The 24390-nt window shown below is 69.9% G+C and carries 15 protein-coding genes and 1 tRNA gene; 12 read left to right on the top strand and 4 right to left on the bottom strand.

The genetic code is table 11. The features are described 5' to 3' along the window. Positions 1-135 precede the first annotated feature (135 nt). Together hflC and hflK are read right to left on the bottom strand one after the other, a co-directional pair. On the bottom strand, positions 136-981 hold the full coding sequence (gene hflC / locus ACLBKU_RS04015; RefSeq protein ID WP_410178241.1) for a protease modulator HflC: 846 nt from the start codon (positions 979-981) through the stop codon (positions 136-138). Positions 982-985: 4 nt separating this feature from the next. Then, positions 986-2089, bottom strand: a complete 1104-nt coding sequence (gene hflK, locus ACLBKU_RS04010) for a protease modulator HflK (protein WP_410178240.1) — start codon at positions 2087-2089, stop codon at positions 986-988. A gap of 400 nt (positions 2090-2489) precedes the next feature. Here hflK and ACLBKU_RS04005 point away from each other — a divergent pair, with 400 nt between their 5' ends. From ACLBKU_RS04005 to ACLBKU_RS03990, 4 genes are all read left to right on the top strand, one after another. Further along, positions 2490-3497 (top strand): Mrp/NBP35 family ATP-binding protein, encoded by a 1008-nt coding sequence (locus ACLBKU_RS04005; RefSeq protein WP_410178239.1) that lies wholly within the window; start codon positions 2490-2492, stop codon positions 3495-3497. 3 nt (positions 3498-3500) lie between these two features. Further along, positions 3501-5786 carry a molybdopterin cofactor-binding domain-containing protein gene (locus ACLBKU_RS04000; RefSeq protein ID WP_410178238.1) on the top strand — a complete coding sequence of 762 codons (2286 nt, stop codon included), beginning with the start codon at positions 3501-3503 and terminating at the stop codon, positions 5784-5786. A gap of 79 nt (positions 5787-5865) precedes the next feature. After that, positions 5866-6900: a ferrochelatase gene (hemH, locus tag ACLBKU_RS03995; RefSeq protein ID WP_410178237.1), complete on the top strand. Its 1035-nt coding sequence runs from the start codon at positions 5866-5868 to the stop codon at positions 6898-6900. An 85-nt stretch (positions 6901-6985) separates the two neighbouring features. Beyond that, a complete protein-coding gene (locus tag ACLBKU_RS03990) occupies positions 6986-8401 on the top strand; it encodes a cytochrome P450 (protein ID WP_410178236.1) in 1416 nt (471 codons plus the stop codon). A 202-nt stretch (positions 8402-8603) separates the two neighbouring features. Here ACLBKU_RS03990 and ACLBKU_RS03985 read toward each other — a convergent pair whose 3' ends face one another. Continuing rightward, complete coding sequence (locus ACLBKU_RS03985; protein ID WP_410178235.1) at positions 8604-8762, bottom strand: DUF1674 domain-containing protein; 159 nt, start codon at positions 8760-8762, stop codon at positions 8604-8606. Between the two features lie 56 nt (positions 8763-8818). Here ACLBKU_RS03985 and ACLBKU_RS03980 point away from each other — a divergent pair, with 56 nt between their 5' ends. Further along, positions 8819-10069: an RsmB/NOP family class I SAM-dependent RNA methyltransferase gene (locus ACLBKU_RS03980; RefSeq protein ID WP_410178234.1), complete on the top strand. Its 1251-nt coding sequence runs from the start codon at positions 8819-8821 to the stop codon at positions 10067-10069. Positions 10070-10238: 169 nt separating this feature from the next. Then, on the top strand, positions 10239-10709 hold the full coding sequence (locus tag ACLBKU_RS03975; RefSeq protein ID WP_410178233.1) for a DM13 domain-containing protein: 471 nt from the start codon (positions 10239-10241) through the stop codon (positions 10707-10709). Between the two features lie 63 nt (positions 10710-10772). Here the strand turns inward: ACLBKU_RS03975 and msrA are convergent, their stop codons facing one another. Then, complete coding sequence (msrA, locus tag ACLBKU_RS03970; RefSeq protein WP_410178991.1) at positions 10773-11315, bottom strand: peptide-methionine (S)-S-oxide reductase MsrA; 543 nt, start codon at positions 11313-11315, stop codon at positions 10773-10775. Between the two features lie 103 nt (positions 11316-11418). Here msrA and ACLBKU_RS03965 point away from each other — a divergent pair, with 103 nt between their 5' ends. From ACLBKU_RS03965 to ACLBKU_RS03940, 6 genes are all read left to right on the top strand, one after another. Then, positions 11419-12318 (top strand): class I SAM-dependent methyltransferase, encoded by a 900-nt coding sequence (locus ACLBKU_RS03965; protein WP_410178232.1) that lies wholly within the window; start codon positions 11419-11421, stop codon positions 12316-12318. Positions 12319-12381: 63 nt separating this feature from the next. Continuing rightward, a complete protein-coding gene (aguB, locus tag ACLBKU_RS03960; RefSeq protein WP_410178231.1) occupies positions 12382-13260 on the top strand; it encodes an N-carbamoylputrescine amidase in 879 nt (292 codons plus the stop codon). Between the two features lie 33 nt (positions 13261-13293). Next, complete coding sequence (folK, locus tag ACLBKU_RS03955) at positions 13294-13794, top strand: 2-amino-4-hydroxy-6-hydroxymethyldihydropteridine diphosphokinase (protein ID WP_410178230.1); 501 nt, start codon at positions 13294-13296, stop codon at positions 13792-13794. Between the two features lie 45 nt (positions 13795-13839). Then, positions 13840-13915, top strand: a tRNA-Lys gene (locus ACLBKU_RS03950). A 144-nt stretch (positions 13916-14059) separates the two neighbouring features. Further along, positions 14060-15130, top strand: a complete 1071-nt coding sequence (locus ACLBKU_RS03945) for a helix-turn-helix domain-containing protein (protein ID WP_410178229.1) — start codon at positions 14060-14062, stop codon at positions 15128-15130. Positions 15131-15270: 140 nt separating this feature from the next. Further along, positions 15271-24198 carry an autotransporter-associated beta strand repeat-containing protein gene (locus tag ACLBKU_RS03940; RefSeq protein ID WP_410178228.1) on the top strand — a complete coding sequence of 2976 codons (8928 nt, stop codon included), beginning with the start codon at positions 15271-15273 and terminating at the stop codon, positions 24196-24198. Positions 24199-24390 lie beyond the last annotated feature (192 nt).

The following is a 24390-nucleotide window of genomic DNA, read 5'->3' as shown; positions in this document are numbered from 1 at the left end:
GCTACCGCGCCGTTCCTGAAACCCGTCGAGAGGCCGCCCCGGCAAGCCGGAGCGGCGGCTCCAAATGCGTCCCCGAGCCCTGAACGCGGATTGAACGCCCATCACGTTCGGCGCCCCGCATCCGCGCTTGGTCGATCAGCGCTCGCCTTTGAACTGGCGGAAATACTCGCTGTCGTCGGACAGCACCATGCTGCTCTGCCCCTGCCCGACGAGGAAGGTCTGGCGGTAGCTCTGCATCGCACGGTAGAAGTCGTAGAACTTCGGGTCTTTCCCGTAAGCATCGGCGTAGATCTTGGCGGCCTGCGCGCTCGCTTCGGCCTGGATGATCTGCGCATCGCGCTGCCCGGCGGCACGGATCGTCGCGGCCTCCTCCTGGCGATCGGTTTCCATGCGGGTGAAGGCGGCGTCGAGCGGCCGGCCCTCGGGCAGGTCCGCGGCCTTGATGCGCACGTCGAGCACCTGCACGCCGTAGGTCCGCGCCTGCTGGTCGAGCGACTTGGTGATGTTCGCCATCGCCGCCCCGCGCTCGGCATTGATGAGCGCCGTGAAGGGGATGCGCCCCAGCTCCTGGCGCAGCACCGAGGTGAGGATCGGCAGCAGCTGCGCCTCGAACTGCGCCTCGGTCCCGGCGCGCTCGACGAGCTTGACCGGGTCGATGATGCGGTAGCGGGCATAGGCGTCGACCTGCAGGCGCTGCTGGTCGTTGGAAAGCACCTGGGTGCGCTCCATGTCGACGTCGAGCACCCGGCGGTCGATCATCCGCACCTGCTCGTAGAAGGGCACGCGCAGGACGAGGCCCGCCCCGGTCTGGCCGTAGGGCACATCGGGCCGGAACTGGTTGAACACCCGCACCGGCTTGCCCGCCGCGACCACCACGCCCTGGTGGGTCTCGGGGATGATGACGACGCTGGCGAGCAGCGCCACCAGCACTACGATCGCACCGATGACGAGGTTCCTGTACCTCTGGAACACGCTGTTCATCGCCTCACTGCCCCTGCTGCTGGGGCGACGCGCCCTGGGCGCGGCGCTTCAATTCGGGGAGCGGCAGGTAGGACTGCACGTTGCCGGATTCGACGATGGTCTTGTCGGTCTTGGACAGGATCTGCTCCATGGTCTCGTAGTAGAGGCGGCGGCGCGTCACCTCGGGGGCGAGCTTGTATTCCTCGTAGATGTCGTTGAACTCGCGCGCGTCGCCCTGCGCGCGCGCGATCACCGTGTTGGCGACCGCGCGGGCGCGGTTGATCGCCGCGTCGGCGTCCTGCTGCGCCGAGGAGACGTCCTTGAAGGCCTCCTCGACCGGCTGCGGAGGATCGACCTTGTTGATCTCGATGCCCTGCACCTGGATCCCCGAGCGATAGGCATCGAGCCGCGCCTGCATCGCGGTGCGCACGTCCTGCTCGATCTCGGCCCGGCCCTCGCCGGTGAACACCGTGTCGAGCTTCTGCCGCGCGACCGCCGCGCGCATCGCGGATTCGCCGATCTCGAGCAGCGCGTCGCGCGGGTCGCTCAGCTGGTACTTGTAAAGCGTCAGGTCCGAGATGTTCCAGCGGATCAGGTAGGAGAGGTCGACGAGGTTCTGGTCACCGGTCAGGATCAGCTTCTCGGTGTTGGTGCCGGGCACCTGCTCGAGGCGGACCTGGGTCACGTTCTCCTTCTCGACCTGCTGGATCGGCCAGGGCGCGGTGATGTTGGTGCCGGATTCGAGCTCGTGCGAATACTTGCCGCCGAACCAGGTGACGATCGCCTGCTCGCCGGGCTGGACGAAGTGGACGCTCGAGACCGCGATCCACACCAGCGCGACGCCGCCGAGGATCACCGGCACCCAGCTCTTGCCGCCGGGCCGCTCGGGCAGGCGGAAGCCGGCGCCGCCGCCCCCGCCGCCCGCGCGGCGCGGACCTTCGGGGCCGCGGTTCTTGAAGATATCCTCGATGCTGGCCGAGCGCCGCTTGCCGGGCTCGCCGCCGCCGGGGAGCCACGGATTGCGCGGACCCTCGCCCGAGCCGCCACCGCCGCCCGAACCGTCATCGCCCGACGGCCCGTCGCCGCCGCCCGACCCGCTTCCGCCCCAGGGGTTGTTCCTGCCGGCCATGGCAAGGCCCTTCAGGCCCGCACCAAGACGCTTTCTCCAGCCGTCCATACTCTGCATGAGCTGTTTATAGGCACGGGTTCGGGCGAAAAACAGGGGTTCGCTGCGTGAATTTGGTGTTAGAGCCTGCCCCGGCCAGGGGGATGTCTTGGCACGGAGCCGATTTTGGCCCTGCGCGAGAAGCGAGGAGGGAGCCATGCCAAAGCATAGGGACCGACGAGCGACGTGGCGAAGGGCCGAAAGCGGCCCGCCCCTCCGGGGTCGCGTCAGGAAGCCCGCTGGCTTCGTCGCGGCCCTTGCAGGGGCAACCAGCCCCTGCTGCGCGCCGCTCCTGTCCAGCGGGCTTCCTGACGCGATGACAAGACTTCCCCCTGGCCGGGGCAGGCTCTAGAGGCGTCGCGAAATGAGCAACCCGTCCGAACCATCGCGCCAGCCTGAAGCCGAGGAGGCGCTGATCCGCGCCGCGCTGACCCCCGAGATCAACCACCGGCTGCGTTCGGCCCGGATCGTTTCGGGGCGCGCGGTGATCGTCGCCGAGGCGGGCGACCTCTCCGACACGGGCCGCGCCGCGCTCGAGGCGGAGATCACCGCCGCGCTCGAACCTCTCCCCGAGGTCTGCGAAGTCCGCATCGCGCTGACCGGCGAGCGCCGCCGCCGCCGGCTGATTGCGGTCGGATCGGGCAAGGGCGGGGTCGGCAAGTCGACGCTCACCACCAATCTCGCGGTGGCGCTGGCGAGGATGGGCCGCCGCGTCGGCGTGATCGACGGCGACATCTACGGCCCCTCGCAGCCCAAGCTGCTGGCGACCGAGGGCATCAAGCCCGCCGCCACGCCCGAGGGCGACAAGCTGGTCGCGATCGACAGCCGCCACGGCGTCAAGGTGCTCTCGATGGGGCACATCGTCGCCCCCGGCAAGGCGCTCGCCTGGCGCGGGCCGATGACGGGCAAGGCATTGTCGCAGCTGATCGATGCCGACTGGGGCGAGACCGACCTGCTGCTCGTCGATCTCCCGCCGGGGACGGGCGACGTGCAGCTCTCGATGCTCTCGGCCCACAAGCCCGACGGGGCGGTGCTGGTCTCCACGCCGCAGGACCTCGCGCTGATCGACGCCGCGCGCGCCGGGCAGCTGTTCGAGCAGGGCGAGGTGCCGATCATCGGCCTCGTCGAGAACATGGCGGGCTATGCCTGCCCGCATTGCGGCGAGGTCAGCGATCCCTTCGGCGCCGGGGGCGTGGAGAAGTTCGCCAAGGCGCTCGAAATCCCCTTCCTCGGCCGCGTGCCGCTGACCCTCGCCACCCGCATCGCCGGCGACAAGGGCGAGCCCCCGGCGGCGGGCGAGGGCGAGGAGGCCGCGCCCTTCCGCGCGATCGCCGAGCGTCTGGCGCGCTGGCTCGACACGGGGACGATCTGACCGGTGGCGGTGACGCGGCGCGGTTTGCTCGCCGGGGCGGCGGCAGGCGGCGGGCTGGTCGTCGCCTGGTGGCTGATGCCGCGCAGCTACCGGACGCCGCTCGTGGCGGCGAAGGGCGAGCAGGTGTTCGGCGCCTGGCTCAAGATCGCGGCGGACGGCGTGGTGACGGTCGCAGTGCCGCAGCTCGAGATGGGGCAGGGGATCACCACGCTCCTGCCGCAGATCGTCGCCAATGAGCTCGGCGCAGACTGGCGGCAGGTCGCCGTCGAGCCCGCGCCGATCTCGGGGGCCTATGCCAACATCCCGCTGGCGACAAAATGGATGGCGCTGTGGGACCCGGCGCTCGCCGGGGTGGGCGCGGCCACGGACGACCTGATCGCGACCCGCTTCGCGCAATCGCGCCGCTTCAACGCGACCGCCGAGGGCACCGCGCTCGCCGCCTACGAGCTGCCCTGCCGCGAGGCCGCCGCCGCCGCCCGCGCGATGCTCGCCGAGGCCGCTGCGGCCCGCTGGGGCGTGGGCTGGGAGGAGTGCGAGGTCGCCGGCGGCTTCGTCACCCACGGCACGCGGCGCGCGAGCTTCGGGGAGCTTGCGCAGGACGCCGCCGAACTCACCCCGCCCGAGCCCCCGCCGCTGCGCCCGGAGCCGATGCGCGAAAAGCCGCTCCCCGCCGATGTCGACGGCGCGCCCGCCTACCCGCGCATCGACCTGCCCTCCAAGGTCGACGGTTCCTATCGCTTTGCCGGCGACGTGCGCCTGCCGGGCATGGTGTTCGCCTCGATCCGCCATGGCCCCGCCGAGGGCTCCGAACTCGCCGGCTTCGACCCCAAGGGCCTCGCCGGCATCCGCGGGCTTGCCGGGATCGTCCAGAGCAAGCGCTGGATCGCCGTCGCCGCCGACACCTGGTGGAGCGCCGAGACCGCGCTCGCCGCGATGAAGCCGCGCTGGACCACCGCCGCGCCCGTCGACAGCGGCGACATCGCGGCCAAGCTCGACACCCTGCTGACCGGCGGCGAGGCGCATGTCATCGCCGAGACCGGCTTCGGCGGAGCGGGGCTCCAGCGCGTCGATATCGGCCGCCGCTACGAGGTCGAGGCCGCCTATGCGATGCCGCTCGAAAGCGCCTCGGCCGCGGCGCGCTTCGCCGACGGGCGGCTCGACCTGTGGATCGCCACGCAGGCGCCCGAGCAGGCGCGTCTCGCCGCGGCGAAGGCGATCGGCCTCGCGGTCGAGGACGTCGCGCTCTATCCCATGCCCGCGGGCGGCAGCTTCGATGCGCGGCTCGAGCATGACCACGCCATCGAGATCGCGCAGATCGCCCGCGAGCTCGGGCGCCCGGTGCAGCTCACCTGGCCGCGCCGCGACGAGCTGATCCGCGCCCGGCCCCGCCCGCCCGCGTGGCTGCTGCTCGGCGCGCAGCTCGCCAAGCCCGGCGCCGCGGGCGAGGGGGGCGCGATCGACGCGATGCGCATCCGCATCGCCACCCCGCCCGCGGCGCGCGAGTTCGGCAAGCGGCTGTTCGACAACCTGACGCCCGGCGCCGCGATGCGCGAGACGGCGGGCGATGCCGACCCGCTCGCCTGCGCGGGCGCGGTGCCGCCCTACCGGATCCCGGCGCTGCTCGTCGAGCACATCCCGGCCGAGATCGGCCTTCCTGCCGGCCGGGTGCGCGGCAATGCCTATGGCCCGACGATCTTCGCGATCGAGAGCTTCATCGACGAGGCTGCCGCCAAGATGAAGCGCGAGCCGCTGTCCTACCGCATGGCGATGCTCGGCAGCGACGTGCGGCTCGCCGCCTGCCTCCAGCGCGCCGCGAGCCTTGCCGAGTGGGACGGCGGGGCGGACCGCAGCGGCCAGGGCCTCGCCTGCGCGCGCCTCGGCGAGGGGCCGGACGCCGCGCGCATCGCCTGCGTCGCCACCGCGCGCCAGGGCGAGGGCGGGGTGCGGGTGATCCGGCTCTCCGCGGCGGTCGACATCGGGCGGATCGTCAACCACGACATCGCCCGCCAGCAGATCGAGGGCGGGCTGGTGTTCGGCATCGGCATCGCGCTCGGCAACCCGGTGCGGCTGCGCGGCGGCCTCCCCGAAGTGGCGAACGACGCCGCGCTCGGCCTGCCGACCCTCGCGGACTGCCCGGAGATGCGCATCGAGTTCCTCGCCAGCGACGGGGCGCCCGCCGATCCGGGCGAGCTCGGCGCGGTGGTCGCCCCGCCGGCGATTGCCAACGCGCTGTTTTCGGCTACGGGCTTGAGGCTCAGGCGCTTGCCCCTACTTTCGGACGGCATATGATCCCGACATGTTTGCCACTGCGCCGGGCGCGATTTGCCGCGGCCCGGATACGAAACGCCCGCCGACCGTTGGGCGGGTCATGACCTGGCAGACCCAGCGCCTTCCGGGCGACCATCCTCCTGCGAAGAGCGGCCGCATCGGCGTACTGCTCGTCAACCTCGGCACGCCCGACGGGCCGGACCCCGAGAGCGTCAAGCGCTATCTCAAGCAGTTCCTCTCCGACACCCGCGTGGTCGAGATCCCGCCGCTGGTGTGGCAGCTGATCCTGCGCGGGATCATCCTCAACACCCGCCCGCAGAAGAGCGCCAAGGCCTACCAGAAGATCTGGACGGAGCGCGGCTCGCCGCTCGCCGACATCACCGCGCGACAGGCCGAGGCGATGGCGGGGCGCTTCGGCGAGCACGTCGTCGTCGACTACGCGATGCGCTACGGCAACCCGTCGATCGAGAGCCGCCTCACCGCGCTGATGGCGGAAGGGTGCGACCGCATCCTCGTCGCGCCGATGTATCCGCAATATTGCGCCGCGACGACCGCGACGGTGTTCGACGAGGTCGCCCGGGTGCTGAAGGCGATGCGCTGGCAACCCGCGCTGCGCTTCGTGCCGCCCTATCACGACGAGCCGACCTATCTGACCGCGCTCGCCGAGGACCTGACCCGGCAGGTGCGGGGGCTCGATTTCACCCCCGAGGTGATGCTGCTCTCCTTCCACGGGATGCCGCAGCAGACGCTCGAGAAGGGCGATCCCTATTACTGCCACTGCATGAAGACCGCGCGGCTGCTGCGCGAGATGCTCGCCGAGCGGCCGGAGTTCGCCGGCGTTCGCTTCGAGACGACCTTCCAGTCGCGCTTCGGCCCGGCGGCCTGGCTCGAACCTTCGACCGACGCGACGCTGATCGCGGAAGGGGGCAAGGGCACCAAGCGGCTGATCGTCGCCGCCCCCGGCTTCGCGGCGGACTGCGTCGAGACGCTCGAGGAGCTCGCGCTCGAGGGGCGCGACGAATTCCTCGAGGCCGGCGGCGAGAAGTATGCGGTGCTCGAATGCCTCAACACCTCGGGCGATGGCCTCGCGATGATCGAGGCGATGCTGCGGCGGGAACTTGCCGGCTGGATCTGAGGCTTCCCCCCGGATTGACGGGACGGCGTATTTACATAAGGGTCAGTAGCGAATCCGAACCCGTACCGGAGCATCGAGACACCCCATGGCTACCCTCGCCGAAGCCCCCCGCACCCCCGACCTGGCCCCCGCCGAGGCCCCGCGACACTGGAGCGAGCGGCGTCTCACCGAGGCCGATCTCGCCCACATCCCGGGCGATGCGGGCTGGCCGGTGGTCGGCAACACCTTCACCATGCTCGCCAACCCCCACGCCTTCGCCGAGCGGATGATCCGCACCCACGGCAAGGTCTACAAGAACCGCGCTTTCGGCGGCTGGCAGGTGGCGCTCATCGGAGCGGAGGCAAACGAGCTGCTTTTGTTCAACAAGGACAAGATCTTCTCCTCCGAACAGGGCTGGGGCCCGGTGCTCGACCAGCTCTTCCCGCGGGGGCTGATGCTGATCGATTTCGAGCATCACCGGATCGACCGGCGGGCGCTCTCGATCGCCTTCAAGCCGGAGCCGATGCGGCACTATTCGGGCGCGCTAAACCGCGGAATTGCAAGGGAAGTCGCCTCGTGGGCGGGGCCGATGACCTTCTATCCGGCGATCAAGAAGCTGACCCTCGACCTCGCCGCCGACAGCTTCATCGGCCTTCCGTGGGGTCCCGAGGCGGACCGCATCAACGCCGCCTTCGTCGACATGGTGCAGGCCTCGGTCGCCCCGGTGCGCCGCCCGCTGCCCTTCACGAAGATGAAGAAGGGCGTCGACGGGCGCGCCTATCTCGTTGATTATTTTACCCGCGAGACCCTGCGCCGCCGCGCGGAAGGGGGCGGGCAGGACATGTTCAGCCAGTTCGCCACGGCGACCCGCGAGGACGGTTCCCTACTGCCGGTCGACGAGGTGGTCGACCACATGAACTTCCTGATGATGGCGGCGCACGATACCATCACCTCTTCGGCGACCTCGCTGATCTTCTACCTCGCCAAGTCCCCGGAATGGCAGGAGAAACTGCGCGAGGAGATCATCGCGGTGACCGGCGGCCCGGACGGGGAGGGCAACCCCCGAGCGCTCGACTACGACGATCTTGCGAAGCTCGACCTCACCGAGATGGCGTTCAAGGAATCGCTGCGGATGATCCCCCCGGTCCCCTCGATGCCGCGCCGGGCGCTGCGCGCGTTCGAGTACGGCGGCTACCGCATCCCCGCCGGCGCGATGGTCGGGATCAACATCCACTGGACGCATCACTCTGAGGAATATTGGGAAAATCCCCATGCCTTCGACCCCATGCGGTTCACCCCCGACAAGGTTCGCGAGCGGCACAAGTATGCCTGGGTCCCCTTCGGCGGCGGCGCGCACATGTGCCTCGGGCTCCACTTCGCCTACATGCAGGTCAAGATCCTTCTCGCCCAGTTGCTCCAGCGCTATAGGATCGAGGTCGCCGATGGCTATGATCCGGCCTGGCAGGACTGGCCTATCCCGCAGCCCAGGGACGGCCTCAAGGTGACCTTCACACCGCTCTGAAACGCGATGTTTCACGTGAAACATCGTTCAAACGGGGGGTCTGGAGGGGGTCCAGACGGGTCTTGAGGGGGTCTAAGCGAGGCTGAAGGGCACTTGTGCGGGGGCGGGCAGGGGTCTGGCCGTGGACCCATCTTGCGGGAGGTGCCGCGTCAGCCCGTGGAATGCTTCGTCGCCTGCGGCTCTTTGCATCGACGAGGTCGGGTCAGAAGTCGACCGCAATCCCGTCCTTCTCCCAGTCGCCGTAGCGGGTGGGGGAGAGCGTCTCGTCATCCTCGACCGGCTTGGGCGCCGGCGCGGGGTCGTTGGTCCAGTGGGCGGGCTTCCTGAAGGCCTTGGCGGCTTCGGACTTTTCCTTGGTCATGCCTTCCCAAATGCCCATGCTGGCGCTTCGATTCAAGCGGGGCTAGGGCGGGGCGAATGGCACTTCCCTCCGGTCTCCCCGTGCGCCGCGCTGCGCTGCGCCTCCTCGACGCCGTGCTGCGACGGGGCGAGACGCTCGAGCAGGCGGAAGGCCCGGCGCTCGCCGACATCCGCAAGGCCCCCGACCGCGCGCTCGCCCGCGCCATCGCGGGGGAGACCCTGCGCTGGCTCACCGATCTAGACGCGCTGATCGACAGCGCGACGAAGCAGCGCCTGCCCGAGGACGCCAAGGCGCGAAGCGTGCTGCGGCTGATGCTCGCCCAGGCGCTGCGGCTCGACACGCCGCCGCACGCGGTGATCGCGACCGGGCTGCCGCTCCTCGCCGGCGGCCCGCGACGCCTTGCCCACGGGGTGTTCTCGGCGCTGGTGAAGGAGGGCGCGGCGCTTCCGCCCGTCCCGTCGCTTCCCGAACGCGTCACCGCCCGCTGGGGCGCCGAGAAGGCCGCCGCCATCGCCCCCGGCCTCGCCTTTCCGCCCGAACTCGACCTCGCCCTGCGCGACCCCGCCGAGACCGAGACCCGCGCCGTGCGCATGGGCGGGGTGAGCCTCGCCCCCGGCCATATCCGCCTGCCGCGCGGGACCGCGGTCGAGAGCCTCGAAGGGTTCAAGGAAGGCGCTTGGTGGGTGCAGGACCTCGCCGCCTCGCTGCCCGCGCGGCTGCTGGGCGAAGGGCAGGGCCGGAGCGCGCTCGACCTCTGCGCCGCGCCCGGTGGCAAGACCATGCAGCTCGCCGCGGCGGGGTGGAAGGTCACCGCGCTCGACCTGTCGAAGCGGCGGCTCGAGCTCCTCAAGGACAACCTCAGGCGCACCGGCCTCAAGGCCTCGCCGGTGCGCGCCGACGCGCTTGTCTGGGAGCCGAAGCACCGCTTCGACGCGATCCTCATCGACGCGCCCTGCACCGCGACCGGCACCTGCCGCCGCCACCCCGACGTGCTCCACCGCATCGGCAGGGGGCCGATCGCCGAGATGGTCGAGCTGCAACGCGCGCTGGTCGCCCGCGCCGCCGGGTGGCTGAATCCCGGCGGGGTGCTGGTCTATGCGGTGTGCTCGATCGAGGCCGATGAGGGCGAGGAACAGGGCGCGTGGATCGACGTCGAACTGGGCCTCACCGCGAAGCCGATCGCGGCGGACGAGCTTCCGGCGGGCCTCGCGCCCACAAGCGAGGGCTGGCTGCGGACCCATCCGGGGATGCTGGCCGACGAGGGCGGGCTCGACGGGTTCTTCGTGGGGCGGTGGGTCAGCCCATAACCCTCCCGTCTTCCCGGGCTTGACCCGGGACCCCGCTTTTTTCTTCGCGGGGCTGAGGCAGCGGGGCCCCGGGTCAAGCCCGGGCAGACGATCAGTCGAGAGCGGTGGGTAACCGGACCGCCCCGACGCGCGAAAGGTGCCCGACACCACTCGCGAAAGACCCGCGCACATGAAGAAGACCATCCTCCTCGCCGCCACCCACCTCGCCGCACTGGGCGTGGGGTTCGGGCTCGGGGTCTACTACCTCCCAATCCTCGTCGCCGAGCGCGCGCCCGAGGCTTCGCAGCTTGCCGCGGCGGCGAAGTCGGCGGCCTATACCGCGACGTTCAAGAAGGACCTGCCGGGCAGCGATGCGCTCCACTGGGGCACGGGCACGATCAGCGTCACCCCGCATCGGATCGTTCACCAGGGCGAGCTCGCGCCGGGGCCGGACTACAAGATCTACCTCGCGCCCTCCTATGTCGACACCGACGCGGGCTTCCGCGCGATCAAGGACAAGTCGGTGCGACTGGGCTCGATCAAGAGCTACAAGGGCTTCATCACCGAGGTGCCCGCGGGCGTGAACATCGAGGACTACGACACGGTGGTAATCTGGTGCGAGGCCTTCGGCAAGTTCATCACCGCGGGGAAATATCGGTGAACTCTCGATTATCGTCGCCCCGTGTCAAGCACGGGGCGACGATGTTGTGAGGGTTCAGCCCCCTTACTTCACATATTTCTGAAACGACTTGCGCAGCTTCATCAGCTTGGGCGGGATCACCGCGAGGCAGTAGGGATTGCGCTGGCCTTCGCCGTCCCAGTATTCCTGGTGGTAGTCCTCGGCCGGATACCACGCCGCGGTCTGCGCGCCGCCCGAGAGGCCCTCGATGGTGGTCACCGCGGTCTTGCCGTTCTCCGCGTTCCAGCGCGCGATCGCGGCCTCGGCCTCGCGGCCCTGCTCCTCGGAGAGCGGGAAGATCGCGCTGCGGTATTGCGTGCCGATGTCGTTGCCCTGGCGATTGAGCTGCGTCGGGTCGTGCGTGCCGAGGAACACGTCGTAGATCTCGGCGAGGGTGATGACGGTCGGGTCGAAGGTCACGCGGATGCCCTCGGCATGGCCGGTCGTCCCGGTGCAGACCTCCTTGTAGGTGGGATTCGGCTTGTTGCCGCCGATATAGCCGCTCTCGACCGCGCTCACCCCGACGACGTCGCGGAACACCGCCTCGGTGCACCAGAAGCAGCCGCCTGCAATGATCGCCGTGTCCATGTTGCTCATCGAATTCTCCGTTGCTTTGTGCCAGAGATAGGCCAGCAGCCCGATTTTGCCAGCACGGCAATCGCAGGTTCTTTCAAGTTCCCGGGAGAGTTACATGATGACCAAGCCGATCCTCGCCCTCGCCGCCGCGAGCGGCCTCGCCCTCGCCGCGCCGGCGCTCGCGCAGCACGCGGGCCATGCCGGCCACGCCGCCGCCGCCGGGGAGGTCGACGAGGCGCACATCAAGGACACCGCGACCTTCCTCAAGATGCACGGCGAGGCGCTGTCGGGGGCGATCAACCACCCGAGCCGCAAGGAGGATTCGGCGCGCGACAAGTATCGCCACCCGGCCGAGACGCTCGCCTTCTTCCATGTCGGCGAGGACATGAAGGTCGGCGAATATGCGCCCGGCGGCGGGTGGTATTCGCGCCTGCTCGGGCATTACCTCGGCGGGCAGGGGCAGCTCGTCGGGCTCTATGCGAACCCGGTCGCCTTCACCCCCGATCCCGCCCGCCAGCAGCGCATCCGCGATACCGCGGCGGGCTTCGGCAAGGAGGTCGCGGGCTACACCGGCCTTCCGGCGGAGCGGTTCAGCGGGCTCACCCTCGACGATATCGAGAGCCAGAAGGGCACCTTCGACCGCATTCTCATCATGCGCGCGATGCACAACATGTGGCGCTCGGGCACCGCCGACACCGACCTCAAGGCGATGCGCGCGCTGCTCAAGGACGACGGGCTGATCGGCATCGAGCAGCACCGCGCGCGCGCCGATGCGCCGTGGTCCTATGCCGACGGCACCAAGGGCTACCTGCGCGAGAAGGACGTGATCGACTTCATGCGGGTGAACGGCTTCGAGCTGGTCGCCTCGAGCGAGATCAACGCCAACCCCAAGGATACCGCCGACCACAAGGAGGGCGTCTGGGAAATGCCCCCGGTGCTCGCCACCAAGCGCGAGGACCTGAAGGGCCTCGGCGAGAGCGACCGGATGACGCTGCTGTTCAAGAAGGCGAAGTAGCTCGCCGCACCGGCGCGGGCGGGAGGTTTCCCCGCGCCGGGTCTTGCTGTAGGGGGCGCGCCCATGACCGCCATCACCGTCGCCGCCCTCCAGCTCGCCCTTTCCGATCAGGACGAGGCCGCCAACATCGCCGCCGTCGCCGCGCTGGTCGAGGAGGCCGCCGCGCAAGGCGCGCAGCTGATCCTCCCGCCCGAGCTCTTCTCCGGCGAATATTTCTGCCGCGAGGAGGACGAGGCGCTGTTCGCCCTCGCCCGGCCGACCGCCGAGCACCCCAGCGTGATCGCGATGCAGGACCTCGCCGCGAAGCTGAAGGTGACGATCCCGACCAGCTTCTTCGAGCGCGACGGGCACCACTACTACAACACCCTCGCCATGATCGGCCCGGACGGGCGGGTCATGGGCACCTACCGCAAGAGCCACATCCCCGACGGCCCGGGCTACGAGGAGAAGTACTACTTCCGCCCCGGGAACGACGGGTTCAAGGTGTGGGACGTGCCCGGCGAAGGCGGCGCCATTGTCAAGGTCGGCGTCGGCATCTGCTGGGACCAGTGGTATCCCGAATGCGCGCGGGTCATGGCCTTGCTGGGCGCCGAGGTGCTGCTCTATCCGACCGCGATCGGCTCCGAGCCCTATGACGCCGACCTCGACACCAGCCGGATGTGGCGCCGCGCGATGCTCGGCCATGCGGTCTCGAACTGCATGCCGGTGGTCGCCTCCAACCGCATCGGCCACGAGGGTCCGGCCGAACGGGCCCAGAGCTTCTACGGCCACTCCTTCATCTGCGACGAGTGGGGCGACGACCTCGCGCTCTACGGCAAGGAGGAGACGGGCGTGCTGACCGCGCGGCTCGACCTCGCCCGCGCCGCGAGGCACCGTGCCGGCATGGGCTTCTTCCGCGACCGCCGCCCGCAGCTCTATGGGCGGATCGCCCAAGATGTCTGACGGGCACATCTGAGCGAGCAGGCCGGGGGCGGCTTGAGCAGCACCTATCTCGTCGCGCTGGGGAGTAACCGGCGGCATCACCGCCACGGCGCGCCGGAGGGCGTGGTGCGCGCGGCGATGGAGGAATGCGCCGCGCTCGGCACCGTCACCGCCCGCTCGCGCGTGATCGCCAGCGCCCCGCTGGGCGCCGCCCGCCGCCGCTTCGCCAACGCCGCGCTGGTGCTCGACAGCGCGCTCGCACCCACCGCGCTGCTCGCGGCGCTCAAGCGGATGGAGCGCGCATTCGGCCGCCGCCGCGGACGGCGCTGGGGCGACCGGGTGCTCGATTGCGACATCATCCTGTGGAGCGGCGGCGCGTGGCGCAGCGGGGCGCGCGCGGACGGCCTCGCGATTCCCCACCCGCACTTCGCGCAGCGCCGCTTCGTCCTCGCCCCGGCGCGCGAGGTCGCCCCCCGCTGGCGCGATCCGGAGAGCGGCCTCGCCCTTGCCCAGGCCCATGCCCGCTTGACCCGCCCGCGCCCCCTGCCTAGGTGAGCCCGCGCCCGCCGCTCGCGCGGCATCGCGCCACCCCAAGCGTGTGGGCCCGTAGCTCAGTAGGTAGAGCAGCTGACTTTTAATCAGCGGGTCACAGGTTCGAATCCTGTCGGGCTCACCACCGCGCCTCTCCTCTCCCGCCGCCCCGCGCGCCGCGCGCCGCGCGCGGCTCGCGCCGCCGAAGCGCCGAGAGGCCTTGCGCTGCATCTTTTGGCCTCTAGTCTGCGCAATCGCCAGCGGAGCGCGGCTGTCGGCAGGAGTGTTCATGGGGGAACTCTGGAGTGCGGCGAAGGAAGCGGGGCTGTGGTCCTGGTCGCCCACCGACTGGGCCTGGTCGCCCGAAACCGTGCGCTGGTCGCTCGATCTCGGGATGCCCAAGGCACCGGTCTATTTCGACGTCTCCACCGATGCCATGCCGCAGCACGCGCGCTACGAGATGTGGCGCACGCTGCTCTACTACAGCTTCGAGGGCGACAGCCTTCCCGCCGACGCGGCGCGCGCGTTCAGCGCGCGCACCCAGTGCCTCATCACCGATCCGGTGCAGCTGCTCCATTACCGCTCCAAGGCGGTGAGCGGGCGCGGCGTGCCCGCCGATCGGGCCAACGACCGCGAGACCTACACGATCGGCGTGGTGGTCGCGGGCCGCCGCACCTATGCGCAGGAGGGCGCGGGCGAGGTGGTCAGCCGCGCGGGCGAGTTCTTCGTCTTCGACAACCGCTGGAGCTCGCGCGTGGCGTGGAGCGATCACCGCGCGGTGCAGATCTCGGTTCCCCGCGCCGAGCTCGAGCAACGGATCGGCGAGCGCATTCCCGATCCGGCCGCGATGGTCGCGCTGCTCGGCGGCTCGCCGATGGGCGAGGTGCTCAAGTCGCAGATGCTGCTCGCGGCGCGGCACATGGTCGCGGCCAACGAGGTCGAGCGCGACTTCATGCTCGGCCAGCTGATGCAGCTCGCGCTGTTCGCCTGCGAGAGCGCCACGGCGCACAACCCGCTGCGCGGCTCCCAGCGCGCCGACCTCCTGGGCGCGGCGCTCGGGCTGATCGAGCAGAACCTCGGGCGCCCGGGGCTCGACGCGCGGATGCTCCAGGCGCATCTCGGCTGCTCGCGCGCGACACTCTACCGCGCCTTCGCCGAGGCGGGGACGAGCGTCTCCAACGCGATCGCGCAGATGCGGATCAAGCGCGCCAAGGCGATCCTCGCGGGCGCGCCCGAGCTGCCGGTTGGCACCGTGGCGGCGCGCTGCGGGTGGTACGACAGCGCCTCCTTCGCGCGCGCCTTCCGCCGCCACGAGGGCCTGAGCCCGAGCGAGTTCCGCGAGAAATATCGCGCGATCTGAAGGCCTTTGAGACGATTTGCCAAATGGCGTGAGACGGATTGCCTCTCGCCCCGCCCGATCATCGTATAAATACCTGCCCCATGAAGATGCCCGGGGGCGCAGACCGGGCCGGTCACGCACGTGATTTCAGGGGAAGAGCCATGACCACCGCCGCCACCCGCCGCAGCGCCAAGCTGCTCGCCACCACTGCGCTTGTGCCCGCGCTGTTCGCGATGTCCGCGCCAGCGGCGGCGCAGGACTGGGACGGGGGTGCGGGCACCCGGAATTGGTCCGACGCCGCGAACTGGAACCCTGATGGCGTCCCCACCAATAACCGGTCTGTCACCCTCGACCAGACGGACAATGTGGAACTTCTGGTCGATTCCGCCAACCTGAGCTTTCTCGACTTGCAGGATCGCGCGTCTCTGGTGGCGCGGGCGCAGTTGACCGCGATCAGGACGACGCTGCTGGACAGCGCGCAACTGATCATCTCAGCCAATGGCAAGCTGAACGGCGATGTCGAGGTGCGGGGACGCGAGGCGGTTCTTTCCAACACGACGACCATCAGTGGCAACGTGCTCTTCACCCCCCTCAGCTCTGGCAACGCAAGGTTCTTCAATTACGGGGTTGTCACGGGCACGACGACGATCAACGGCGGGACCGTCGAAGTAAGCTTCAATTCCGATTTCTCCGACACCGCTGCCTTCACGCTCGATGGCGGTCTGGTGAATGTGGTCCGCTCGGACACGATCGGCTCGCTGTCGGGCCGGGGCGGGACGATCAACTTCGGGAACGGGACGCAGTTGACCGTCAATCAATCGGTCGATGGCACCTTCTCGGGCGCGCTCACGGGCAATGGCGGCTTCAACAGCCCATACTTCGTGAAGTCGGGGGCCGGCACCTTGACCCTTGCCGGGGCGAACACCACGACGGGCGCGCGCCGCATCGAGGTGAACCAGGGCACCTTGCAGTTGCAAGGCGGCAACGCCATCGGGATTCAGAACATTCTGGCGATCGATGCGGCCACCGTGAGGCTGCTCGACAGCGAGTCGATCGGCGCGCTGGTTGGCGGCGACACCGGGGTGCTGGACCTGAACGGGCGGACCCTGACGCTGACCGGGGTGGGCACGCCCTTCACGGCGACCAGCACCGCCACGCTGATTGGCGCCGGCACCTTTCGTCTCTTGGCAGACGAGCTCGTTCTCCAGCTCGACGGGGCGCACCAGTTCATCGGGACTTATCAGGTGTCCAACGGTACGCTCCGCCTCGGCGGCACCGGCGTTTCAGTCGCGAGCCTGCTGGTCGATGGCGGCACGCTGGAGCTGCTGTCCGACCGCGAGGTTGGCCGCGTCACGCTGGCCGGGGGGTCGATCACCGGCTCCTACACTCTGACGGCAAATTTGGACTTCGACGTCCGCTCCGGCAACATTTCGGCTGCCTTGGCGGGATCTATCGGCCTCGACAAGACGACATCCGGCACAGTGACCCTGAGCGGCGCGAACACCTATGCCGGCGAAACCGTCGTCAGGGCCGGCACGCTGCTCATCGCAAGCAGCAGCGCGCTGGGATCCAACAGCGACGGGACGCGGGTGCTCGACGGTGCGACCCTCGCCCTTGCGGCGGCAGGGGAATCGACCTCCGACGCCATCACGATCACCGGCAGCGGGGTGGGCGGCGCGGGCGCGATCCGCCACCTCGGGGGCAACTCGTTCCTCTTCAACACCATTACGCTGGCAGGCGACAGCCGGATCAACGCCGATAGCGGCTTCCTTTCGGTGATCGGCGCCATCCTCGGCGACGGGCAGACGCTGACCTTCGGCGGGAGCGGCATCACCATCATCGACGGCGGGATCGCCATCGGCAGCGGAACGCTGGTCAAGGATGGCAGCGGGCGGCTCGCGCTCAACTCCGTCAACAGCTTCACCGGGAACGTCATCGTCAACAACGGCGATCTCCAACTGAGCTACGGGGGTGGCCCAACCAACAGCGCGATCGACGACAGCGCCTCGATCACCCTCAACGGCGGTTCCATGCTGATTGCCCGCGACGAGACGATCGGCTCGCTTTCGGGCAACGCTGGGACCGTTGTCTACGCCTTCGAGCCGGCGACGCTGACGCTCGGAGGCAACAACGCCTCGACCACCTATGCGGGCGACCTCATCAACGCCGGCTTGTCGCTGACGAAGCAGGGCACCGGCACCTTCACGCTGACCGGCAACAACACCTACGGCGGCGTAACCACGATCAACGGCGGCACGCTCCAGATCGGGAACGGCGGGACAACCGGCACGCTCGGCACCGGCAATGTCGTCAACAACGCCTCGCTGGTGTTCAACCGCTCGAACGACTTCGGCGTCAGCAACATCATCAGCGGCACGGGATCGGTGACGAAGCTGGGAGCCGGCGTGCTCGAGCTGCGGGGCGCCAACACCTTCAGCGGGGGGATCGATCTCCAGCAGGGCCGAATCAGTGTCTTCAACAATGCCTCGCTCGGCACCGGCACGCTGACCATGGCGGAGGGCACGACCCTCTTCGTGTTCAACTCGGGCCTGACCTTCGCCAACGACATCGTGCTCGGCGGCGGCGCGGGATCGCGGATCGATCCCTTCAGCATCGCAAGCCCCACCACCTTGACCGGTACGCTCTCGGGCGGGCAGCTCAATGTCGTGGGCGGCGTTGGCCGGCTGGTGCTGACCGGCACCAACACCTACGGCGCGACCGACATCGCGGGCGGCAACCAGTTGCAGATCGGCAATGGCGGCACGACCGGGACGCTCGGTAGCGGGAACGTCACCAACCGCGGGACGCTGATCTTCAACCGCTCGGACGACATCACGGTGGGGAACGCCATCGGCGGCACCGGCACCTTGCAGAAGCTCGGCGCGGGCACGCTGACGCTGACCGGCACGAGCACCTACACCGGCTCCACCTTCATCGACGCGGGCACGCTGCGGATCGGCGACGGCGGGACGAGCGGGACGCTCGGCACCGGCAGCGTCACCAATCGCGGGACGCTGATCTTCAACCGCTCGGACGACATCATGGTGGGGAACGCCATCGGCGGCACCGGCACCTTGCAGAAGGTCGGCGCGGGCACGCTGACGCTGACCGGCACGAACACCTACATCGGCTCCACCTTCATCGACGCGGGCACGCTGCGGATCGGCGACGGCGGGACGAGCGGGACGCTCGGAACCGGCACGGTGTTCGTGAGCGGCGGGCTGGTCTTCGACCGCTCGGACGCGCTGACGCTCGGCAATCTCATCGCCGGCAACGGCACCATCGAGCAGCGCGGCACGGGGACCACGACCTACACCGGCGACGCCAGCGGCTTCATCGGCACCGTCACGGTGTCGGGCGGGCAGCTGGTGGTGAATGGCACGCTCGGCGGCGCGATCAACATCAACGGCGGTTCGCTCGGCGGGACCGGCACCCTGCTCGGGTCGGTGTCGATCAACGAGGGCGGCATCCTCGCCGCCGGGCAGAGCCCCGGCACGCTGACCATGCCCTCGCTGACCCTCAACGCCGGGTCGACGGCGATCTTCGAGCTCGGCGAGGCGGGGGTCGCGGGCGGCGCGAACAACGACCTGGTGCGGGTGACGGGGCTCCTGACCCTCAACGGCGGCACCATCGACATCGTGCGCGGTGCAGGCTTCTCGGGCGGGCAATACACACTGTTCGAATATGGCTCGCTCGCGGGCGCGCTCGGCAACATGACGCTGAACCCGCTCGGCGGGGACTTCTTCGGCAACCTTGCGCTGGGGACCGGCACGGTGCTGCTCAACGTCGCGACCGCCTCGGACCTCGTCCACTGGAACGGCTCGACGACCGTGCCGAGCGGCGCGCTGGTCGGCGGCAGCGGCACCTGGAGCCTTTCGGGCGGCAACTTCGCCAACGCTGCGGGCACGGTGAGCGGGCCGTGGGCGGGCAACGGCAGCCTCGCGGTGTTCGGCGGCGCGAGCGGTGGGACCGTGACCATCGCGGCGGGCGAGACCGTCGCCCCGGTCGGCCTCGATTTCGTGACCGACGGCTACACCATCGTCGGCGGCGATGCGGCCTCGCGGCTCGAACTCGCCGGCCCGACCGGCATCAGCACCGCGGACGGCGTGGGCGCGACGATCGCGGCGATCATCACCGGCAACGGCTCTCTGACCAAGAGCGGCGCGGGCACCCTCACCCTCTCGGGCGACAACACCTACACCGGCCCGACCGCGGTGATCGGCGGGACGCTCGTCAACCAGGGCACGATCCGCGGCGGGGTGAACAATGCCGCGACGCTGGTCTCGACCGGCACGATCGCGGGCGGGTTGACCAACTCCGGATCGGCCCAGCTCGCGGGCACCGTCAACGGCGGGATCAGCAACGAGGGGACCGGCACGATCACGCTGACCGGCGCGCTCTCGGGCGACGGGGTGTTCACCCAGACCGCAAACGCGAGTTTCGACCTCGCGGGCAACGACGCGGCGATCGCGCTGCTGGCGGGCGACGGGGCGGTGCTGCTTGGCTCCGGAACGCTGACTCTCAACGGGGCGAGCGGGTCGCAGGGCTTCTTCGGCACGATCTCGGGCAGCGGCGGGGTGACCAAGACCGGCGGCAGCCAGCAGACGCTGTTCGGCGAGCAGCTCTACACCGGCCTTACCCGGGTCGAAGGCGGGTTCTTCACGCTGTTCAACGGCAGCCTCGCGGGCTCGCTGGTCAATAATGCGAGCGTCTCGATCGGCGGCGACACCGCCGCGGGCAGCCGGATCGCGGGGGACTTCACCAACCTTGCCGCCACCAGCTTCGCCTCGATCAGGGGGCGGATCGAGGGCGAGACGCTCAACAACGGCGAGATCGTGCTGCTCGGCGACAGCATCTTCGCGCGGACCTTCACCAACGGCATCACCGGCAGCTTCCGGCTCGAGGGCTTCGATGCGAGCGTGGGGGGTCTCGGAGGCGGTGGGACCGTGACGCTCGGCTCTGGCACTTTGACGATTGGCACGGCTGGGGGTTTTTACGGTTTCTTCGGTGTGATTTCGGGGAGCGGCGGGGTTACGAAGGTTGGGACGAGCCAGCAGACGTTGTTCGGCGACCAGCTTTACACTGGTCTGACGCAGGTTGATGGCGGGTTCCTGACGGTGTTCAACGGGAGCCTTGCGGGCTCGGTGGTGAACAATGCGAGCTTTGCGCTGGGTGGGGACACGCCGGCGGGGAGCCGGATTTTCGGGGACTTCACCAATCTTGCCACCACCAGCTTCGCCTCGATCTTCGGGCGGATCGAGGGTGCGACGCTCAACAATGGCGAGATCGTGCTGTTTGGCGACAGCACCTTTGCCGGGCGCTTCACCAATGGCGCTGTCGGCAGCTTCCGGCTCGAGGGCTTCGCCTCGAGCGTCGGCAGTCTTGCGGGGGGCGGGACGGTTACGCTGGGCAGCGGGCTGCTGACGGTCGGCACTGACGGGACGAGTGCGGACTTTGCCGGGGTGATCTCTGGCGACGGCGGCCTGACCAAGGTGGGCGCGGGCACGCAGACGCTCTCGGGCGCGAACACCTATACGGGGCTGACGACGGTCGACGGGGGCATCCTGGCGGTGACCGGCAGTCTTGCGGGCAATGTCGTCAACAACGCGATCCTCACCAACGGCGGGACGCTGGGCGGGACGGTGCTCAACAACGACAGCTTCACCAACGGCGGCACGGTCGTGGGCCTGGTGACCAATGCCGGGGGGCTTGTCTCGTCGGGTTCGCTGCTGGGCGGGCTGACCAACACCGCGAGCGGCACGGCCTTCGTGCAGGGCACGCTCAACGGGGCGATCGGCAATGCGGGCGCGCTGACGGTCGACGGCAACCTGTCGAGCGACGGGTTCCTCACCAACACCGGCACGGGCACGGTGCAGGTGCTGGCCGGGGTGACCTGGACGGGTCTGACGGGCCTCGACAATGCGAGCACGTTCCCGACCGGCGGGGTGCTGATCGGCGGCACGCTGACCACGGCGGGCACGGTGACCAACCGCGCGGGCGCGACCTTCGGGGTGGTGGCCGCGGGCACGCTCAATGCGGGCAACATCGCCAACGCCGGCAGCCTGGTCTCGCTGGGGACCGTCAACGGCACGCTGACCAACCAGACGGGCGGCACCGCCCAGCTGGCGGGCGCGCTGAACGGTCCGATCGGCAACGACGGGACGATCACGCTGGTGGGCACCACCACCGGGATCGGCGCGGTGACGCAAGGGGCGGGCGGGGTGTTCAACCTCGGCGGGTTCGACACTGTCTTCGGCAGCCTTGCCGGGGCGGGCACGGTGAACCTCGGCGCAGGGCTCCTGACGCTCGGCGGCAACAACGCCTCGACCACCTTCGGCGGGGTGATCGCCGGGGCGGGCGGCCGCCTCACCAAGGTCGGGACGGGGACCTTCACGCTCACCGGCGTCAACACCTACACCGGCCTCACCACGGTGAGCGCGGGCACGCTGGCGGTGACCGCGAGCGGGGCGATCGCGGGCTCGGTGACCAATGACGCGACCTTCACCAATGCCGGCAGCGTCGGCGGCAGCGTCACCAACACTGCGAGCTTCACCAACACCGGCACGGTGGCGGGCTCGCTCGTCAACAATGCGAGCGGCACGGCGAGCAACAGCGGCACGATCGGCGGCAACGTCACCAACGCGGGCAGCTTCACCAACACCAGCACCGGCACGGTGACCGGCGCGCTGTTCAACAATGCGACCGGCACCGCGACCAACGGCGGGACGATCGCGGGCGGGGCGAGCAACGCCGGGACCCTCACCTCTACGGGCACGATCGGCACGGGCCTCGAGAACACCGGCACGGCGCGGGTCCAGGGGGCGGTCAACGGCTTCGTGACCAACGCGGGCTCGCTCACGCTGACCGGGACCACCACCGGGATCACCGCCTTCAGCCAGACCGCGGCGGGCACCTTCGACCTTGCCGGGTTCAACACCACGGTGGGCTCGGTGGCGGGCGCGGGGAGCATCACGCTCGGCAGCGCGGTGCTGACCACCGGCGGGCTCAACACCAACACGCTGTTCAGCGGGGTGATCGGCGGCACGGGCAGCCTCGTGAAGGTCGGCACCGGGCGGTTCACCCTGACCGGCGCCAACACCTACAGCGGGGGCACCACCATCAGCGGCGGCGCGCTGCAGCTGGGTGACGGCGGGACCTCGGGCGCGATCGTCGGTCCGGTGCTCAACAACGGCATGCTGATCGTCAACCGCTCGGATGCCTACACCTTCGCGGGCGTGATCTCGGGCACGGGGATGTTCGCGCAGATCGGCACCGGCACGACCACGCTGACCGGGGCGAACACCTACAGCGGGGGCACGCTGGTCACCAATGGCCGCCTGGTGGGCAACACCACCGCGCTGCAGGGCGCGATCCAGATCGACGCCCCGGGCGTGCTCGAGTTCGCGCAAGGCACGGCCGGCACCTATGCCGGCGCACTGCTTGGCAATGGCCGCTTCGAGAAGACCGGGGCGGGCCTCCTCACCCTGACCGGCAACTCCAGCACCTTCACCGGCGGCAGCTTCGTCGTCGGCGGGGAACTGCGGGTCAACGGCGACCTCCGGCGCTCGGTGGTGACGGTGCAGACCGGCACGACCCTGTCGGGCACCGGGATCATCGGCGGGCTGGTCGCGCAGAGCGGCAGCACGATCGCGCCGGGCACCAGCCCGGGCACGCTGACGGTCAACGGCAATGTCAGCCTCGCGGCGGGCAGCAACGTGGTCTACGAGATCGCCGCGAGCGCCCCGTGGGACCGCATCCTTGCGACCGGCACCGCCTCGCTCGCCGGCAATGCCTCCTTCATCAACCTCTCGGGCGCCAATGCCTACGCCTTTGGCAGCGAGTACCTGCTGCTGCAGGCCGACGGCGGGCGGACCGGGACCTTCGCGAACGCCGCCGGGCTCGCCGGGTTCGGGATCATCTACCGGCCCGAGCTGGTCTACACCGGCACCCAGGTGCGGCTGCGCTTCGCGCCGAACCTGCTCACCAACATCGTCGGCAACACCCCGCTCACGCCCAACCAGCGCTCGGTGGTGACCCGCATCGATACCGCGGTGACCGCCGGCTACAACCCGCAGCCGCTGTTCAACATCTACATCCTGCCCAATGCCCAGCTTCCCGGCGCCTTCGACCAGCTCTCGGGCGAGGTCTATGCGACCGCGGCGGGCGTGGGGATCGAGCAGGAGCGGCTGTTCAAGGAAGCGGTGCTCGGGCGGATCGCCTCGGTTGCGGCCGATGCGCGCGCCGACGGGGCGACCGCCAAGCGCTTCGGCGCCTGGGGCCAGCTGTTCGGCGGCTGGGGCGATGGTGACAGCGACGGCAATGCCGCGAGCTTCGAGAGCGATCGCACCGGGTTCATCACCGGGATCGACTTCGGCGGCGGCAACGACACCGGCAGCTGGCGCCTCGGGGCCTTCGGGATGCACGTGCAGAGCGACGTCACGGTCGCGGCGCGCGTCTCGCGGGCCGAGGTCAGCCAGTCGGGCGGCGGCGTCTACGGGGCGTTCAACTCGGGGAGGCTCGGGATCGCGGTGGGCGGCTACCTCGCCGACGTCGACCTGCGGGCGTTCCGCGACATCGCGCTGCCGGGCTTTGCCGAGACCGACGTGGGCAAGACCGAGGGCACCGCGCGCCAGGCCTTCGCCGAGCTGTCCTACAGCTTCGGCTCGGGCAAGAGCCAGATCCGGCCCTTCGTCAACGGGACGATCGGCAGCTTCAAGCTCGACGCGCTGACCGAGGTCGGCGGGCCGGCGGCGCTGGTGATGCGCAAGCAGAGCTACTCGACCGGCACGGTGACGGGCGGGATCGACGGGGTGGTCGAGGTCGGCAAGAGCCTGAAGCTCGCCGGCACGCTCGCCGCGCGCCACCAGCTCGGCGACCGCGACCCCGAAGCGAGCCTCGCGCTCGCCGCGGCCCCCGCCTCGGCCTTCGCGATTGCGGGCACCCAGATCGACAAGACCGCGCTCGCCGCCCGCCTCGACGCCACCCTCGCCCTCGGCAAGAACCTCTCCATCGCCGTCGGCTATACAGGCCTCATCGGCGACACCGTCACAGACCACGGCGCCAGAGCTACCGTCCAAGTGCGGTTCTGACCAGGCCCCGACTGACGCCCCGCCTCTTCACGGGCGGGGCGGATTTTCTGTGGGTATCGATGACGGCGGCAGCGCGTCCGACGAACGCGCGTTGCCGCGCCGTGCGCAAGTGCTAGAAGGCGCCTGACATCCCGCGCTTCGGCCACATTGCCGGTGCGGGGGTCCAAAGTCGGACGGACAAGGGGGCGCAAA

Source organism: Erythrobacter sp. NE805, from assembly GCF_046452355.1.
Lineage (GTDB): Bacteria > Pseudomonadota > Alphaproteobacteria > Sphingomonadales > Sphingomonadaceae > Erythrobacter.
The sequence above is the reverse complement of the archived record's forward strand: the minus strand, read 5'-3'. Positions and strand labels throughout refer to the sequence as shown.